Origin of the sequence: Blautia sp. Sow4_E7 (assembly GCF_052116245.1) — a bacterium.
Lineage (GTDB): Bacteria > Bacillota > Clostridia > Lachnospirales > Lachnospiraceae > Blautia_A.
This window is the reverse complement of sequence record NZ_JBQKLL010000053.1, coordinates 1-18,245: the sequence shown is the minus strand read 5'-3', so window position 1 is coordinate 18,245 and position 18,245 is coordinate 1. Positions and strand designations below refer to the sequence as shown.

13 protein-coding genes and 1 pseudogene are annotated in these 18,245 nt (G+C 34.9%); 13 read left to right on the top strand and 1 reads right to left on the bottom strand.

The genetic code is table 11. The features are described 5' to 3' along the window. The first annotated feature begins 62 nt into the window (after window positions 1–62). The 13 genes from ACTQ50_RS17800 (at window position 63) to ACTQ50_RS17740 (ending at window position 17,583) form a co-directional block, all read left to right on the top strand. Window positions 63–752, top strand: coding sequence for a hypothetical protein (locus tag ACTQ50_RS17800; protein ID WP_441485305.1), 690 nt, complete (start codon window positions 63–65; stop codon window positions 750–752). Continuing rightward, window positions 749–1,003 (top strand): transposon-transfer assisting family protein, encoded by a 255-nt coding sequence (locus ACTQ50_RS17795; protein ID WP_441485304.1) that lies wholly within the window; start codon window positions 749–751, stop codon window positions 1,001–1,003. Before ACTQ50_RS17800 ends, ACTQ50_RS17795 begins: the two co-directional genes overlap by 4 nt. Beyond that, the gene (locus tag ACTQ50_RS17790) at window positions 993–1,835 is read left to right on the top strand and encodes a hypothetical protein (protein WP_441485303.1); all 843 of its coding nucleotides are present in this window, start codon (window positions 993–995) and stop codon (window positions 1,833–1,835) included. The genes ACTQ50_RS17795 and ACTQ50_RS17790 overlap by 11 nt, the downstream gene beginning before the upstream one ends. 63 nt (window positions 1,836–1,898) lie before the next feature. Then, the gene (locus ACTQ50_RS17785) at window positions 1,899–2,507 is read left to right on the top strand and encodes a hypothetical protein (protein WP_441485302.1); all 609 of its coding nucleotides are present in this window, start codon (window positions 1,899–1,901) and stop codon (window positions 2,505–2,507) included. Window positions 2,508–2,691: 184 nt separating this feature from the next. Beyond that, entirely contained in the window at window positions 2,692–2,910 is a 219-nt protein-coding gene (locus ACTQ50_RS17780; RefSeq protein WP_297872920.1) for a helix-turn-helix domain-containing protein, read from the top strand. After that, entirely contained in the window at window positions 2,910–4,634 is a 1,725-nt protein-coding gene (gene dptF / locus ACTQ50_RS17775) for a DNA phosphorothioation-dependent restriction protein DptF (RefSeq protein WP_441485301.1), read from the top strand. The genes ACTQ50_RS17780 and dptF overlap by 1 nt, the downstream gene beginning before the upstream one ends. Then, window positions 4,631–6,043, top strand: a complete 1,413-nt coding sequence (gene dptG, locus ACTQ50_RS17770; RefSeq protein WP_441485300.1) for a DNA phosphorothioation-dependent restriction protein DptG — start codon at window positions 4,631–4,633, stop codon at window positions 6,041–6,043. The genes dptF and dptG overlap by 4 nt, the downstream gene beginning before the upstream one ends. After that, on the top strand, window positions 6,024–11,369 hold the full coding sequence (locus tag ACTQ50_RS17765) for a helicase HerA domain-containing protein (protein WP_441485299.1): 5,346 nt from the start codon (window positions 6,024–6,026) through the stop codon (window positions 11,367–11,369). The genes dptG and ACTQ50_RS17765 overlap by 20 nt, the downstream gene beginning before the upstream one ends. Window positions 11,370–11,438: 69 nt before the next feature. Further along, window positions 11,439–12,512 (top strand): DNA sulfur modification protein DndB, encoded by a 1,074-nt coding sequence (gene dndB / locus ACTQ50_RS17760; RefSeq protein WP_279071503.1) that lies wholly within the window; start codon window positions 11,439–11,441, stop codon window positions 12,510–12,512. A 13-nt stretch (window positions 12,513–12,525) separates the two neighbouring features. Further along, window positions 12,526–14,100: a DNA phosphorothioation system sulfurtransferase DndC gene (gene dndC, locus ACTQ50_RS17755; protein ID WP_279071505.1), complete on the top strand. Its 1,575-nt coding sequence runs from the start codon at window positions 12,526–12,528 to the stop codon at window positions 14,098–14,100. Then, a complete protein-coding gene (dndD, locus tag ACTQ50_RS17750; protein WP_279071506.1) occupies window positions 14,097–16,046 on the top strand; it encodes a DNA sulfur modification protein DndD in 1,950 nt (649 codons plus the stop codon). The genes dndC and dndD overlap by 4 nt, the downstream gene beginning before the upstream one ends. A gap of 2 nt (window positions 16,047–16,048) precedes the next feature. After that, window positions 16,049–16,432, top strand: coding sequence for a DNA sulfur modification protein DndE (dndE, locus tag ACTQ50_RS17745; RefSeq protein ID WP_279071507.1), 384 nt, complete (start codon window positions 16,049–16,051; stop codon window positions 16,430–16,432). Then, window positions 16,432–17,583: a cysteine desulfurase family protein gene (locus ACTQ50_RS17740; RefSeq protein WP_279071508.1), complete on the top strand. Its 1,152-nt coding sequence runs from the start codon at window positions 16,432–16,434 to the stop codon at window positions 17,581–17,583. The genes dndE and ACTQ50_RS17740 overlap by 1 nt, the downstream gene beginning before the upstream one ends. Window positions 17,584–17,656: 73 nt before the next feature. Here ACTQ50_RS17740 and ACTQ50_RS17735 read toward each other — a convergent pair. Next, window positions 17,657–18,245: pseudogene (locus ACTQ50_RS17735) on the bottom strand (hypothetical protein); the annotation flags it as partial.

Below are 18,245 nucleotides of genomic sequence, written 5' to 3'. Positions count from 1 at the left end.
GGGAAAACCTGATAATAGCGTATCTGATAATGCTCATCTTTTTTACAAGAAAGTGAGGATTTATGGAAAATAATTTAAAAGATCAACATTACAAAAACATGGGTATAAGGCCTCAAATGGATACATTAACATTTGAAGCGGAAAGCTGTGCTTTTTGTGTTTGTGCTGCTTTCAATCTAGATACAGGTGATTATTCGTTTCCCTATATTTCCGGATGGAGTAAGGAGCATGACATGAAAGAGCTAAAAGGCTCTCTGGATTTGATTCGTAAAACATCCGGGGAATTCATTGATAAGGTTACACAGGAAATGCAGGCAATTATCGAAGAACGAACAAAGGCTGTGGAAGTACAGATGGAAGGAACGATTACCTTTTATGTAGCAGAATGTATGGAATTTCCGGTAATGGGTGAATTTCATGACGGATTATCTTTGGATGAGGCAATCAAGGTATATGAATCTATTCCATCCGACCGGATGCATGGGATAAAAGGAATCGGTTTTGATCTACAGGATGACAGTATCTATTCCGGACAATATGAGCTGTTTAGCGGAGGCAAAGTCTTGTATGATTCCATAGATTTAGTGGACCACTATAAGAAGAATCCAATCATTCAGGATGCCATGAAGAAATTGGAAACCTATGCGGCGGAGAAAAAGCAAAAGAATCAATCTGTTTCAAATACTCAGAAAAAGAAACAGGAGCAGGTGACAGACAAACCACCTAAGAAGAGGGAGGCAATATCACTATGAGGAAAATAGTATTTGAGATCGCTGAGTTGGAGCTTATTGCAATTTATGAGAGACCAACCAGAATTGAAACCATTCAATATATTTGGGAAGCAATGAAAATTATTCCCATTAAAAAAGATGATGATCTTGAACTAATTAAGCTGATGATCAGTGCTGTTTATAAGCTTGCTTTTATCAGTAATGAGATATTTCAGGAATTAAATGTAAGCTCTTATTTGCAAGATCAGGAGGATGATTTCCATGAAGCTTAATCAATATGCAGTCTACCGAGTGGATCAAACCTCATCCGGTAAGGCTCTTTGGAGATTGCCCTATGATATGGTCCAAAAGAAAAAGATGCAGATTCGTATGGAATTTTACCGGCAGCAGCGTATCGAAAAAGTATCTGCATATGATACAGCAATGACCATTTGGAATCGCAGGAAAGATACGTTTGAGGTTAGCGATGTTCTGGTTCTCAATAAAGAAGGAGAACTGACCACTTATTACATCAGTGAGGATTATCTGACACCGATTGAAGGCTTTATCCGCATGAACAGTTCCGGTGCATTGATTTCTATGGATACTGTCGATTATCATTTGGAAAATCGTAAGGGAAGTTGGATGGCAACGGATTATATCATCATTGATGGCAAGCAGTTTTTCTTGTTGGAGCACACCGAATATCGTGATAAGGTTCCAGCAGTTGTTTTAGATGCTTATGGAAAAATCATGGCGGACAACGTGAAAAATGGTTTTGACGATGCTGTAAAGCAACAGATTCGGGATCAGATTCGACCACAAGCACAGACAAAGCCAACGCCACAGAAACAACAGTTTCAACGACTGGAAATCTGGCAGAAATATTATCAAAATGGCGAATGGTTCAGGCAGGCGGAGTCCGGTGGAGAAGCCAACTATGATATGGTGGATGGTCGTGTGAATAATCTTCCAAAGCAGCCAGAAAAAAACAAAGTAAAGAAACATAAGAAGAAAGAATCGGTAATTGGAAAGCTTCATAAAAAGCAGATTGAGATTGCGATTCGATCAGGAAAGCCAATCCCGAAATACTTGGAACAAAACAGAGAACTGAATAGACGTTAAGGTGAAGCCTTTCATTACCGTATGTGGTAGTGAAGGGCTTTTCTTTTTGAAAGGAGAGACAAAATGAGTACAAAACGAATTAAGAGTATAGAATCCAATATTTACCATAGACCAACTTGTAAATACATAGGCTTTATGAAGCCGGGAAACAGAGAAACATTGCTCTGGGAAGATGTCAAGCATCGTGGCTATTGCGCTTGTAGACATTGCAATAACATGAGCTTTCTGTGCAGTACTGAAAAGAAAATCATTGAATGGAATAAAAATACTCGGAACATGGAGTTCAAATACATAAAAGGAATCCTGTATGTAAAGACAGATATGGGATGCTGGAAACTGGTCTATTCCAGAGGTATGGAACAGATTGCCCTATATCATCGAAATTCCAGACAGGCTCCGTTGGATTTCAAACATCCGGAAATAGGAAGATACCATCAGCAGAAGGATCAGCTCTATTTCAAGAATATTGCTTTGGCACTGAATTATATTTATGACCACGACAAGTACAAGGCTGCTGTAAAACGTGGAGATAAAAGAATTGTGTATAAGAACAAGAAATATGAGAAACAGGCAAAGAAAAGGAAACAACGAGCTGCATTACGCAGAGTGGATCGGTTGTTTGAGATGATTGAGAAAGAGCGAAAAGAAAAGGAAAATGTGGCTGTGGGATAATGGATAGCACCTTGGTGGTCGAGATGGACTGTCAGGGTGCTTTTTTTATGCAAATTACTCTTTATTTAGTGTAAAAATGACGCAAAAACAGTATTTTCGAATAGGAATCCTTGATGTATCAGATTTTGAAAGATATAATAAAAACAGCAAATTAATTATATAGATACTTATTCGAGGTGACGGTATGGAGCTGAGTTACAACAATCTTTGGAAAACGCTTATCGATAGAAAAATGAAGAAAGGCACATTATGCCAAGAAGCAGAAATAAGTACTAGTACAATGTCAAAAATGAAAAGAAATGAACCCGTTTCATTAGCTATAATTTTGAAGATATGTGAGGCATTGAATTGTAATATTGATGATGTAGTAACAATTGAGTCTTCTGAGCAGAGAGGTGCGTAATGGGAAATTGTAAATTTGTAGATGAACTGAATAGATTAAGAAAGTCCTCAAGTGATTCTATAGATGGAATAGGTAAATTTGATGACTTTAAGAAATACATGCATGTTTCAAGAAGTGCTGAAGAAGATCTAATTGAAATATTGCATAAGATAGAAATTTCTGGGAAGAAAAGTCTTGTTTTGCTATGCGGTAGTGCCGGTGATGGTAAATCACATCTTTTGTCGTATTTAAAGAATGATTTAAGACTTTTAGATAATTATGTTGTATACAATGACGCAACTGAAAGTAGTGCACCTTCTAAAACAGCAATAGAAACATTAAATGAAGCTTTGCAAGGATTCTCTGATGAAAACTTAGACCTGCCTGGTGATAATTTTATTTTGGCTATTAATCTCGGTGTTTTGAGTAATTTTGTTGAATCCTCTTATGGAGATTCATTCAAGCAGCTACATGAGTACGTTATAAACAGTAATATTCTAACCAATCAATTAAATGAAAAAGGTTATGAAGAAAATAGTGCATTTCAGCATGTTAGTTTTTCAGATTATCATATGTATAATCTTACGGCACAGGGAATTAAGCCGGAATATATAGAAAAAATATTGGAAAAAATATTTATCATGGATGAAGAGAATCCATTTTACATTGTTTACAATAATAATTGCCAGGATTGTCCGCTTTCGGAGAAGTGTCCAGTTAAACATAATTTTGAATTTCTTGCTAACGAAAAAAACAGAAACTATGTTGCAAATGCCCTTGTTGAGGTGACAATAAAAGATAAGGAAATTCTTACTACCCGTGAAATATTGAACTACATTTATGATATTGTGGTTGCCCAAAGTTTCAATTACAAGAAAATGGCACGGTCATCAACAAACGAAGTATCATTTCTAAAAGAATATATTAGTGATACAACGTTATCATTGATGTATGAATATACGGACAAATCTTTGCTATTAAATCAACTTCGAAAATATGATCCACTACTGGAACGTTCGGAGCAAGATGATGAGGATGCTATTTCCTACTATGTTTCGTCAGATGTATCAAAAGAGGTAACAAACGTTATAGGACGAGAATCTTACTCAAAGGTATTGTGTCAAACATCTGCTATAGAAAAAATTAATAGTGACAAAATCCTGAAGGCGCAGTTGTTTAATGTGTTAGAACGATTGAAGAAAATTCAAGTTGGAAAGAAATCTGATGATGCTTATTCCTCTTTTTTAAGCACCTTATATTATTTTAATACAGGCACAAAGAAAAAGTATGGTGAATTATATGGTCTTGTTGAAGAAGCGATTATTCAATGGTGCGGAAACGAAGATCGAGATCATATCTGTTTCGATGATTTACATGAAGGAATTGCCTTGTATGAGCATATCGAATTTGAACCATATTTAGATGATTCTACAAGCATTCAGAAGAATGACGAACTTCAACGATTCTTGCCGTTTATTACTGTGAAATATGAAAATAAAAAAACTGGAGAAGTTATACCTTTGGATATAGATTATTCCCTGTATGAGATGATATATAAACTTGCTGCTGGATATATTCAAACCGCAGAAGATAGAAATAATCATGCTGATTTTATTAGCTTTATTCAAAAAATACTAAGAACAGGATCTGCAGATAAAGAAGTCTCTCTGGTAACAGATGATAATAGAAAAGCAATCATCGAGAAGACCAAATTTGGAGTCTATAAATTTAAGGTGGTGAGATGATGGAATATCAATTTGATTATGCAACATTTTGCAAAACATTCAATGTAAAAGATGATAAAGCAATCGACTCCTTGCGTCTTACACATACACAAGATATAAATTTTAAATTATTTCCATATAAGGCTAGTGGAAAGGCTCAAGCGCCGATTATTACAGAATTGGAAGAAGTTGTAAGTGATTTTTTTAGAAGATCATTAAAACTGGAAACTGAACCGGTAAAATTCGATACTTTATGTGATGATATTATATCTGATATGGATATTGCGGATGAAGATATTGATCTTTTCAAAGAAATGATACAATCCTTATTTTTTGAAGGCGATGATTTTGTAGCCAAAAACTTAGGTCTTTATCCATATCAAACAAAAGTAAACAACAAAAGTGCAGATCGACTTGCCGGATTCTTGCTCGATGTGTTTGGTGTGAATGGGAATGATTGTGACATTATAGAAGAAGCTATGAAAAACCATCCGTATAATGTTGTTGAAAAAATGGTTGTAGATGCAATTCAATCTTCAAAAGCAGGGGTGACGGATAATGGCAAGTCGTATTTTCCTATTATCATTGACGTTCAAGAAAAATTTAAAAAGGATTTTCATTTCATGTTAAATACAGGAATGACTTCATTGGATGATTTATCGAATCTTTTATCTGTTTATTATTTTTACTATATGTCTCAAGCATGCGTAACTCTTGATAATTTTGGATCGGGAAAAAGAAATTGTCCAGTACACTTGTATTATGCATTGGATTGGGAAAAAGTCAGCAAGAATAGAAAGTGTTGTGTGGAAGGTTGGGAAAGAATTCAGGCAAATGCTAATCATATGTTTAGTCATGCGTTAACATTAGAAATACTTAATCAACACACTCTCCCAGGTATAATGTTGGATTATATTGCATTGCAAGAATATGTTACTGAACATCCAGATCAAGATGAAGTTATTGCCTCGGAAATTGAAAAAGCCGAGAAGGCATATACATCTTGCGTTGGAGATTATAAAAAGTTTGAGCAGATTCCGTATTCTTCAGGCGGAACAAAAACGGATATTGCTATCCGTCATCTGTATAGATGCGTGGAAGAACAATTTTTAAATACAGATAGAAAAAGAGCAAACCAGTTTTATAATGAAAAATTTACTGAGTTTTGTAAAACAAGGTGGGTAAAAAACAGAAGAAAATCGGGCTTGGTTTTGAATCTAACAGAAAGAGATATTATATTTTTGACGAAAATCTCTATTAAGGACAAAGATAAAATACGTCTAATTGATTTATATAAAGAGTATGAATATAGAGGTATTTTCCTTGATAATACATCAAAAGAATATTTGCAGGAGTTTTTTACCAAACTGAACCTTATTGACAAAAAAAGCGATAGTGGAGATGCACAGTATGTTAAAAGAATTTTATGATTTTATTGCAAAGAGAATAAATCGCTATTTCTTAGAACTATCAGCAGAAGGTGCGTTGCAAAGAGGAGAAAGCTTTTGCTTAAAATTAGATGACTCTGAAACTGTTCAAGCAGTATCCGATGCAATAAAAGAATTAGCAACAAAAGAAAATAATTGTGGCGAATATGAATATCAATGTATGGATGGTTCCGTGTACAGGACTTTTACCTTACAAGTTATTGATAACGAAATAATAATAGCAGCACAAATCAATGGTATGACGGAGGACTTTCTCTGTGCAACATTGAGAAATGCAGCTAATGTTGCTGGAAAGCCGCTTTTGATGATTTCTTCAAATCTAATTGATAGTGCTAAAAGTGGATCCATTGATATGGCTGCAAATGGTATGCCGTTTTATGCTGATAATTTAATGACAGAGATAAGAAAAATGGCTGAGGAAAGCACTCAGTTGTCAACTCTCGAAAAAAGAATTCTCGATTTTGAATTAAAAAGAAGAGATAATGATGTTTTTAGTGACAAGGCTTCACTGTACGAGTATCGAGATCTGCTCTCCATTATGAGTAGCGGAAGTATTAAAAAAGAGAATTATCCTGGTTTTAGATTGTTCCCCGTAGATGGAAAAAAAGACTATCAGAATGAAGGAAAGGCTCAAATTGATAAAAAGATTAAAGAAAATCATGATCTTTTCGAAAAGATAGATCGAAGCATTCGATTTGGAAACGTAGAAGCTGATTTGGCAGAAGAATTTGAAGAAGGATTTTTGATTCGTATTGAAAAAAGTCGTAAAGATGATCCTGAACATTGGAGTATGCTTTTTACATATGCAGAAATGTTAGCTGCCAGGGAAAAGAAACAGGCGAAGAAAGATAATCCTCTTAATATCGATTTAAAAGATATTTCTATTTACGGAGATATGCCACTGAATGTTCTACCGATAGACGAAAAGGTTTTTATCAGAAACGAAGGTTCCATGAAAACCAAGAAAAGAACTAGAAGTATGATGGTTTTCAATGCAGAGAAATATCCGAAAATACACATGCGACTTGAGTGTAATGCTCGTGTTTTGAATAACGATATTTCTGCGGATGATGCTTCATATGTTCGTGATGGTAAAAGCCTGATTTTCTGCTTTGAAAGAGACGGGGTTTCATTTCATAAGATAGAAGTTAAAGATGCTGTAAATAATATTACATATGTATTTAAATTGTGCATTATTGATGTTTCACTTGAATACTTAAGTAGTATAAAACGAAATTTCGTTATCGACTACAAAAAGACAAAGAAGAACTGTAAGGTAAAATTAGTTGGAATAGGAACGGACCTTGTTTTTAATTCTAATGGTGCGGCTAATGTTTCAGAAAAATTGAATGATAATACGGAGTATAAATGTAAATATGATGAACGTTTACATTTATATACAACAGAGGAAGAACTTTCTGATTTCGGTAGCGGAATTTATATAGAAATTAACTTTTCGGGTATTGTACTTCCGCTTATACTCTTCCCTGATGAGGTGAAAAGTGTTGAAATGATTGGACGTAAAATTCTTCGAGAAAAGTTTTCTATGGAGAAGAGTTTTGAGATTGAGGAAGATGGAGATCATTTTTATAGAGGTTCCCAGGAATATCATGCTAAGACAAATTTACTGAAGGAATTACGAATTGAGAAAAAGATCATCAATGAAAGAATTCTATATGGTAAATGCAAACATATACATGGGACGGATGATTTAGAAATCGACGCTAAAGAATTAGCCTTGCCTTTAACCTTAAAACAAGCCTATTATGATTTACTTCAAGCATATAAAAAATGTAATACAATTCCTACTTTAGCGTATTTATCTGGAGAGTTAAAAGATGCTGCAGAAAACTATTTAAAGGAATTTAATCTGTTATATGCAACGCTTAAAGATGGTAGTAACTTAAGTCCAGAACAAGAAAATGGACTGTTGTTGGGAACTATGTTCGTTGGAAGAAATGATGAGGAATTATTGTTTACCCCATTTCATCCTCTAAACATTGCCTACCAACTTCAATTATGTGAAGAAACAAAATTCGAGAATGCTAGTGATATTGTGATTGACCGTCTCAATTCCATTTATCTGTTGCCGTATACAAAACATAACAAGAAAATATATAAGGTATCAGACCAAATGTACTCTATGGAATGGAAATATTATGCGCCAGTAGAGAACAGAAAATATCGTGGTAGCAGACGGTATGTTCCAAAATTGATTGAAGAAAAAATCACCGAGTTTATCTCCCACTTTAAATATATTTTCTCGGATATTAATAACAAAACAATAAAAGTTAATCTTATTAATATGGGAGACTGTAGCGATGTTTTTAATGGCATAGCGCAATATTATATTCATGCTATTGGGAAAGCACCAGATGTTGATCAGCTTATGAAATTTGAGTTGCATATCTACTCTGATGGGAAAAAGACAAATGTATTTGAGAATATAAAAGAATATTCTCGTTTAAAGAGCTATTTAACAGAGTCAAAACTCTCTTTTGCCAATGGTGTGGCGATGAATAGCTTGGAGGGGGTTCTATCTAAAAATATTGAATGTTATTTCCACAAGGATACTGGAAAGCAATATGAATATGCCCATATATCATTTTATGAAATGGAGTCAGAAATCACATCAGAATCCGCTACAATGGATCAAATTGAAACAGGTATCTCCTTAGGGGGTATTGTTTCAGGGGTTCCTTCCAGCAAATATGGACAAAAGTATAGAACTGGTTTTGGTACAAAATACGCAAGGAAAACACCTGTAATAGAGCTTGCTACAAAATACAATTCACTTGTTCAGGTAGGAAACACTGGTAACCCGTATCATTCAGGAACAAGTATTTCAACCCAGATCGATAAATTGGCTGAAGATAAAATGGAGGGTATTTATAATGCATCCAATTGGGTTGTTTTTGTTGATCCAAAAGTAGATCTCGATTTCTTTAGTGAAAAAGAAGCCAATAGTGATTTGCTGATTATCCATTATAGTGATCAATATACCTCAAGTAGTGGTTATGATGCCATTACTGTAACTCATAAGTCCAAGCAATATTCTAAGGTAATTCAAGAATATCTTAAAGAAAAGGGGGTATCAGCAGAATTAGAAGACGTTGCTAAAATTATTAATTTGTTTAATGCAATTAATGGTGACTGGTTGTTACGTTTGGTGTCTTCCAAAAAAATGATTGGAGCAAACAAGGACTCAACATTCTCTCGTGAAAAAATAAGTATCGTTGCTGCAATTAAGTTTATGCTTGCTTTTTTGAGACATCCTGATATCGTTTGGGTACCTATTTCACTGGAAGAAATGCTTCGTGTATCAGGAGGAGCGGGATTGTCTAGTGCCGATGGAATATTATCTTACAAAAACCTTGGATTTGAAAAGGGACCGACCAGTGATGACTTACTATTTATCGGCTTAAATCACGTAACGGATCAAATAAAAATTTACTTGTATCCTACAGAAGTCAAAACTGGAATAAATGCCAATGATGTTATAAAGAAAGCATTCCAACAGGTTTCCGCAACGGCAACAGGTTTGCAGGAGGCAATGAATCCTGAAGATGATATCACTAGTACTATCATGTACAAAGTGAATAGAAATTTCTTGATGCAACTTTTAGTTACAAGTTGTAAAAAAATGAAGGTTTATCATGTTGATGATTCACAGAATTGGGATTTGATTTTAGATAAATACAGATCAGCACTTTTGAATGAGGATTATATTATTTCCACCGACATTCAAGAAATACTCGGACGTGGTTCAGTCTTATCCTTCAGACAATCATTGACTTCAAGAAAGACATCTTTTAAAGAAGATACAATTAACTTTATTGAAATGCCTGAAAAGGATGAGTTTGATCTTATTTTGAGTAGTGTTGATGAAATTCATGAGGATATTCAAAATACCCGAAATAATGATCTTTTACTATTCGAGGAATGTAAAGTTGAGAAGCTAACCGGTGATATTACTGGAATAACTTCTACGGAGTTGGAAGAATCATCATCTGAAGGAACTAAAGATGATCCAGCTGAAAATGAAAAGGATAATCATCAAGACACTTCTTCAGAAAATGAGCAGGATGATGAATCACAAACTCACGAAGATAAGGAAAATGAAGATGTACCAAAATCAAAGTCTGAGGGTATGAAAGTTCTGTTTGGACTCAACCAGCAGGATGGTTCAGATGTGATTTGGGAGCCGAATAATACGGATATATTATTCCATACAAATACAGGTATCATTGGAACTATGGGAACTGGAAAAACTCAGTTCACAAAGTCCTTAATTACTCAGTTGTATTTGGAACGTGAGAAAAACATTGGAGAAGAAAACCTGGGAATACTGATCTTTGATTATAAGGGAGACTACAATGAGAGCAAACAAGATTTTGTAGATGCAACAAATGCAAAAATCCTTAAGCCGTATCAATTACCATTTAATCCATTGGCATTGATAAAATCAAAAGTATTTAAGCCTTTGCTTCCGATTCATACTGCAAATGCGTTTAAAGATACTATTTCAAAGGTTTATGGATTAGGACCAAAGCAACAAGATACTTTATTCCAGTGTATTATCGAAACTTACGGTGTATGTGGAATAAGAGCTGCAGATCCTTCTAGTTGGGACAATGAAGCTCCAACATTTGAACAAGTATACCAGCGATATGCGAATGATGAGGAAATTAAGAAGAATGATTCACTTGCAGCTGCTATGAATAAATTGCATCAATTCCAAGTGTTTGAAAACAATCCTAGTCAAACAAAATCTTTATTCGAATTGTTAAATGGAGTAGTTGTAATCGATTTATCAGGCTACGATTCAGATATACAAAGCTTAATTGTTGCCATTACCCTTGATTTATTCTATGTTCAGATGCAAGCTACTGGCTCAAGTAAGTTAGAGGGAAAATATAGACAGTTGACAAAACTTATCTTGGTTGACGAGGCTGATAATTTCATGTCTGAAGGATTTCCTTCGTTAAAGAAAATATTAAAAGAAGGTCGAGAATTTGGTGTGGGTACAATCCTATCTACTCAATTCCTAAAGCACTTTGGATCCGGAGATGATGATTATGCCAAATATATATTAACGTGGATTGTACATAATGTTGCCGATCTTAAAACCAGTGATGTGGACTTTGTTTTCAAAACAGATAGTAAAAGTGTCGAAAGTCAGAGGCTATTTAGTGATATTAAGCAATTAGAAAAGCATCATAGTATTGTTAAAATCAGTTCTGAAAAACCAAAATATATTAAAGATCATGCATTTTGGGAATTGTATAAACAGCTGAAATCAAATTGACGCAAAAAGATCGAAGTGATATACTTAAGTAGTATACTTAAGTATATCACTTTTTTCGTGGAGGTCAAGATGGATTTTGCATATAAATTTCCTGTGGTGAGGGGAATCCAAGCAGGACGAGAATATTACATTGCTATGATTCCTATGCGAATGCTGGGAAGGTTGTTTCCGAATGAGGACGAATATGTTTTACCGGAATATCGTGCACAGAGAAAGCTGAATGAAAGTCGAATACCCGTGATTAGTAAATATATCACTGAAAACAGAGACTCATATGTATTTTCTGCCTTGGCTGCTTCTATTGATGGTGATTTCAAATTTTTATCAAGTAATGACGGTACTGATATTGGAATATTGGAAGTATCAATGGATGCAAGATTTTTAATAAATGATGGACAACATAGAAAAGCTGCTATTCTGGATGCTCTTAACGAGGAGCCTGATTTAGGGAATGAGACAATTTCTGTTGTTTTGTATGAAGATACGGGATTATCACGTAGTCAACAAATATTTACCGACTTAAACAAACATGCTGTGAAGACATCTAATTCGATAGCAGAATTGTACGATTCACGGGACGATATTGCAGTGATTACGAGGAATGTTGTTTCAAACGTTCCTTTTTTAAATGAATACACAGACAAAGAAAAAGACAATTTAGGGAAGTACTCCTCAAATCTATTTACATTAAATACCTTTTATAGCTCTATCAAAAGAACGATAAAAGGTAAAGAACCCAATGATGAGATACAGGTTTTTCTAAGTAAATATTGGAATTGTGTTTCATCCAATATTGTCCATTGGAATGAGTTGAACAAGAAGGAAATCTCGAAAGTGGATTTACGAGAAAACTACATTGTCACTCAGGGTGTTGTCATTCAGGCTTTGGGGCAAGTTGGCTCATATTTTCTCAATAGTCCTGAAGTAGATATATATGAAATACTAAAAAAACTAAAAAAAATTGACTGGAGAAGAAGTGCGTCTATTTGGAAACATAGAGTTATAAGAGCAGATGGAAAAATACTAACGAGCAATAAAGCAATTCTTCTCGCATCTAATCAAATAAAAAAAGAACTTGGTATCCCACTTCTGCCAGACGAAGAACTGAAAGAGAAGAGATATCTCGAAAGTTTAAATGTTTAGGAGTAAAAATATTATGGCAGACAATAATATGACTTGTGAATTGAATAGAAAGGGCCCGACTATAACTAAGGATACCATTGAAGGTTTAAAAGATACGATTAGAAATCTGTATTTGGCTGACGATATTCCATGGGTTATAGGTTATTCCGGCGGAAAAGATAGTACAGCTGCATTACAGCTTGTATGGTTGGCAATCGAGGAATTACCTGCAGAACAATTAAAAAATGCGAAGAAGATACACGTTATAAATACAGATACCATGGTAGAATCTCCTGTAATTTCAAAGTGGGTTCAGGATTCTCTTGAGATTATGGATATACGTTCAGAACAATCTGGTCTTCCATTTGTAACGCATAGATTAACTCCAGAAACGGATAATACTTTTTGGGTAAATCTTTTGGGAAGAGGATACCCATTTCCAAGAAAAAAATTACGTTGGTGTACAGATCGTTTAAAAATACAACCTGTTAACAAATTTGTTAAAGAACAGATAGCCGAACACGGAGAAATCATATTAGTTATTGGTACTCGTAAAGCAGAAAGTGCTCGAAGAGCAAAGACAATGGCATATTATGAGAAAAAACGAGTAAGAGAGCTGCTGAGTCCGAGTTCAACAATGGCAAATGAATTGGTATTCTCGCCGCTGGAAGATTGGACAGACGATGACGTGTGGATCTTTCTTATGCAGTATAGAAATCCTTGGGGTTATTCTAATACAGATCTTTTGACACTATACAAAGGTGCAACGGCTGATAATGAATGTCCGTTAATGGTCGAGAAAGGACTTCCTAGTTGTGGAAAAAGCCGTTTTGGCTGTTGGGTTTGTACAATGGTAGAAAAAGATAAATCCATGGAGGCAATGATTGCTAATGATGATGAAAAAGCATGGATGACACCATTGTTAGAGTTTAGAAGTCACTTCGGAGATGAGGCTAATGACAGAGAGAGAAGAAGTTTTAGAAAAATGCAAGGTCATCTCCAAGGAACATATAAACAATTACATCATGGTCCTTATTTGAAATATTGGCGTGAAAAATGGCTTGAGGAATTATTAGAAATTCAAAAAGACATAAATGAAAATGGACCAGAAGAATTTGCAGATTTAGAACTGATAACTATCCCCGAACTTAGATGTATTCGAAGAATATGGGTGTTTGACAAACATGAATTCGAGGATTCATTACCTAGAATTTATGAGAAAGTTACTGGTAACAAATTTGATGATCCAGAATGGGTAGGTTCAGAGGCTTTTCGGAAAGAAGAATGGGACATCTTAGAAGAAGTCGTGAATGAAGTTGTAAATGATCTCTATCCTGGAGAAGAGTTGGCTTTTGAAATGGCTTATAGCTTGATTGATATTGAAAATCAGGCTACAAGCTTAAACAAACGAAAAGGGATTACCGAAACCTTAGAAAACTGTATTCGTAAAACATTTTATAAAAATGAAGAGGATGCAACTCATTATTATATGGATCGTGTAATTCGAAAGAAAGATTTGGGTGGAAAGTATAACCCATTAGCATTAGATGGTCGATACGATTATCTAAATGATGAAAATGAAGATGAAGATGAGGACTCTATAGAATGATTTTAAAGAAATTGATTATGCATAATTTTGGTGTATATGCGTCAACCAATCAATTTGAATTTAAGGGCACAAATCCAGTAGTGCTTATAGGTGGAATGAACGGTAGGGGTAAGACAACTTTTCTTGAAGCTGTTCTTTTGGGCTTATATGGTTCAAATTCTTTTGCATATAGAGAAAGTAAATATAAAACGTATGGTCAATATTTAAAATCATACGTTAACAAGGCTGACGGAACTAAGAAGACATATGTGGAATTAGAATTTTCTCTTGATGGTTCTGACGAAGAAATATATTTGGTTCATCGAGAATGGGACGGGAATACACAACGTGTAAGAGAAAGAATATGGGTAAAAAAGAACGGTGAAGATAATTCGTTTTTAACTGAAAACTGGCCGATGTTCGTAGAAAATATTTTGCCTAGTGCTCTATCAAACTTTTTCTTCTTTGATGGTGAAAAGATTGCCGAATTAGCAGTGGAAAATACAAATGACCAAATGAAAGAGTCTATAAAAGCACTGTTGGGAATATCGGTACTGGATCAATTGAACAATGATATTGGTAGAATTATTTCACGTTTGAGCTCTGCATCGAATGAAGATCAAGATCTCCAGTACTTGGAGCAATTAAGAAAAAAACGAGATCTTGCAGATAATGATTTAAAAGATATTGATGATGAAATTCAACGATCACATGAAAAAATACAGGATTTGAATATTGAATTAGAAAAAAAGAATTCTGAATATGCAATAAAAGGTGGGGATATCGTAGAACAACGTCATGATCTCATGAAACAAAGAGCTCACCAATTAGCTTTGCTCGATCGCTATGAGGATGATTTCTTAGAGCAGGTAGCTGGTGCAATGCCACTTATGCTTGTTAAAGACCTTCTTTCTGATATTGAGGAACAGGGCCGTTTGGAACAAGCATACAAAACATCTCTAATGGCTACAAAAAAGGTTCAAAATCTTTATGCTGATTTTGTTAGTAAACATCCAGATACAAAAGACGCATTAAATAAATTTGTTGAGTTTGTTCAAGAGGATAATGAATCTCAGAAAAAAGAAGAATTGTATGGTCTTACAGATAATACTTTATTTCAGTTAAATAGATTAAATACATTTGAATTGGATCAATGTGCCAAACATATAGAGACTCAGTTGAATCGCAGAGATGAAAGCAAGCGTAAAATAGATGAAATAGATAACTATCTTTCCGTTGACATTGATGAGAAAGCTTTAAATAGGATATTCAAACGAATTAAAGAATTAGAAAAAGAGATAATGACTGAAGAAGTAAATCTCTCCTCCTTACAACAAAGGCGTACTACATTGCATGGCGCTGCTATGATTGCAGAATCAGAATTTAGTAAAGCTGCGGAACAAGTATTATCATCACTTGAATCAGATGATGATAATAAAAGAACCGTAAAATATGCACACATGGCAATAGAGATTATTAAGCGATATCGAATCAGACTTCAGCAAAGAAAGACTGATATCTTAGCAAAAACAATGACCGATTGTTATAGAAAACTTGCATACAAAAAGCATTTGATTGAGGAGATACAAATGGATCCAGTAACGTTGGATATTCACTATCTTAATGGAGCAGGTGAGGAAGTTGAAAAGAAAAAACTATCTGCAGGAGAGAAACAGCTTACGGTTATCTCTTTGCTGTGGGCCTTGGCAATCTGCTCCAAGAAAAAACTTCCAGTGATTATAGATACCCCATTATCACGATTGGATTCCATTCACAGAGAAGCTTTGATATCAACCTATTTTCCTAATGCAAGTGATCAGACTATCATATTATCTACAGATTCAGAAATTGATCAGAAATACTATGAACTGTTGAAACCACACATTGGAGATGAATTTACATTGGTATATGATGACGAACTGATGAAAACAACAATAAAAAAAGGATATTTATTCGAAGGAAAATAAACATGATAGTGAAACAAATAAGATTATCAAGTCAGTCAAAAGACAGGCTTGGTAGATTAAAGGGTAAAACAGGAATAAAAAACTGGAATGTTCTATGTAGATGGGCACTTTGTTATTCGTTAGGTGAATATTCTATGCCAACTGACATACCAATTGTCGCAGACAGCAATGTTGAAATGTCATGGTTTACTTTTGCGGGAGAATATAGTGATTTGTATGATGCACTCATGAAAGCATGGTGTATAAAAATGGGACTTCCAACAGATGAAGAAACACTTTCAAAGTATTTTAAATTACATTTGGAAAGAGGTATAGCACATTTATCTGGGACAAATTATATTAAGAACTTAGATGATTTAATGAACCTGGCAATAAAGGAGAACTGATGGGAATATATCTTGATAATAATTCTTCATCACCGATTGACGAACGAGTTCTTGCTGTTATGGTGGATACCTATTTACATTCATATGGCAATGCAGACAGTAGAACACATAACCATGGTGAGCAGGCAAGAATTACGGTGGAAGATGCACGTAAACAAGTGGCATCCTTATTAGGAATCAATTCCTCGGAAGTATTTTTTACGAGTGGTTCCACTGAAAGTAATAATATCGCAATACAGGGATTAGAAGAATATGCGTTAGAAACAAATAAGAAACATATCATCACCTCTGCAGTCGAGCATAAGTCAGTACTTGAAACTGTAAAGATGATGAAAAAGAAAGGTTTTGAAATAGACCTTGTGAATCCGGATTTATCCGGACAAGTAAATGTGCAAGAAATATTGGATAAAGTTAGAGATGATACTCTTCTAGTTTCGATTATGCATGTAAATAATGAAACTGGAATTATTCAGCCTGTAGCAGAACTCGGATCAGAGTTAGAGAAGCGTAATGTACTGTTTCATGTTGATGCGACACAAAGTTGTGGGAAATTAGTAGATGAAATAAGAAATCTCAAATATAACATGCTTTCGTTCAGTGCTCATAAGCTGAAAGGACCACAAGGTGTCGGAGTTCTAGTTCTGAAAAAAAAGAGATATAAATTGCCTCCAGTAAAGAATATTATGTATGGAGGACAACAAGAACACGGTATACGTCCAGGGACAATACCAGTAGCTCTGGTAGCTGGTTGTGGAAAAGCATGTGAAATAGCAGAAATTGAATATAAAGAGAACTCTCATAAACTTAGAAAGTTAAAAAGCACATTAGAAGAACTATTGAATGATTCTGGTGTGGATTACCATTATAATGGCGATCAAAATTACTGTGTTGATTCATCTGCGAATATCTGTTTCAAAGGAGTAATGTCAGAGGCATTGATGCTCTCAAGTAAGCAATATTGTAGTGTTTCGAACGGTTCTGCATGTACGTCAAAAAGCTATTCACCAAGTTATGTACTTGAAGCTATGGGTATACCAATAGAGGACATTGAAAGTTCGGTTAGAATTAGTTGGGGACCTGAAACAGATGAAATTGAGTTTCGGGAAAATCTCGGAAAAATGATAGCAATAGCCAAAAGCCTTGCTGTTTAATTTTCTTAACACCATAGAGAATGTATATATTTTGAACTCGGTCATTTTCGGCCGAGTTCATTTCGGATAAGGTTTAAGATAATTCCTCGTGTTGTTTGCTGTTCTGCCGACTGGTATCCACTCCAAGAATATCATCTACATTTGCACTCACGGTGCGGAGAACTTTTTCATAATCCCGATAATATTCATAATTGCTTTGGAGCGTCGCTTTGCGATTTTCCAGAGCTTCTTTTTTTATTTGTAGCTCCTTAACGGTAGGAAACGTTCCATCTGGGAATTGTCCTTTCAGCCACTCTTTGGATCCTTTGTAAGCTGTCAGTTCCTTTTGATGCTCTTGCCGGAATTTCTTTTTGTTTAATTCTTTTGTCATTTGGTTATGAATTCGCCGATTCGCATAGTAGCTTCCGAGGTGTTTAAGCTGCATGTTTGTAACTTTTAATTCTGCAGATACTGCGTTAAGTGCAGATTTTGCCCTTTGTCCTTTGGAAAGGATTTCCTTGTATTGGTTCTGCAGATCATCTCTCGTATCGTAGCCATGTTCTTGTACATAGGTAAATGGTGAATAACCAGTCAACTTCCTTGCGTCTCCAAAAGATGAGATAATGGTGTGAAAAGTGTAAAAAGTGTGTTTCACACTTTTCACGAAAAACACCACAGGAGGT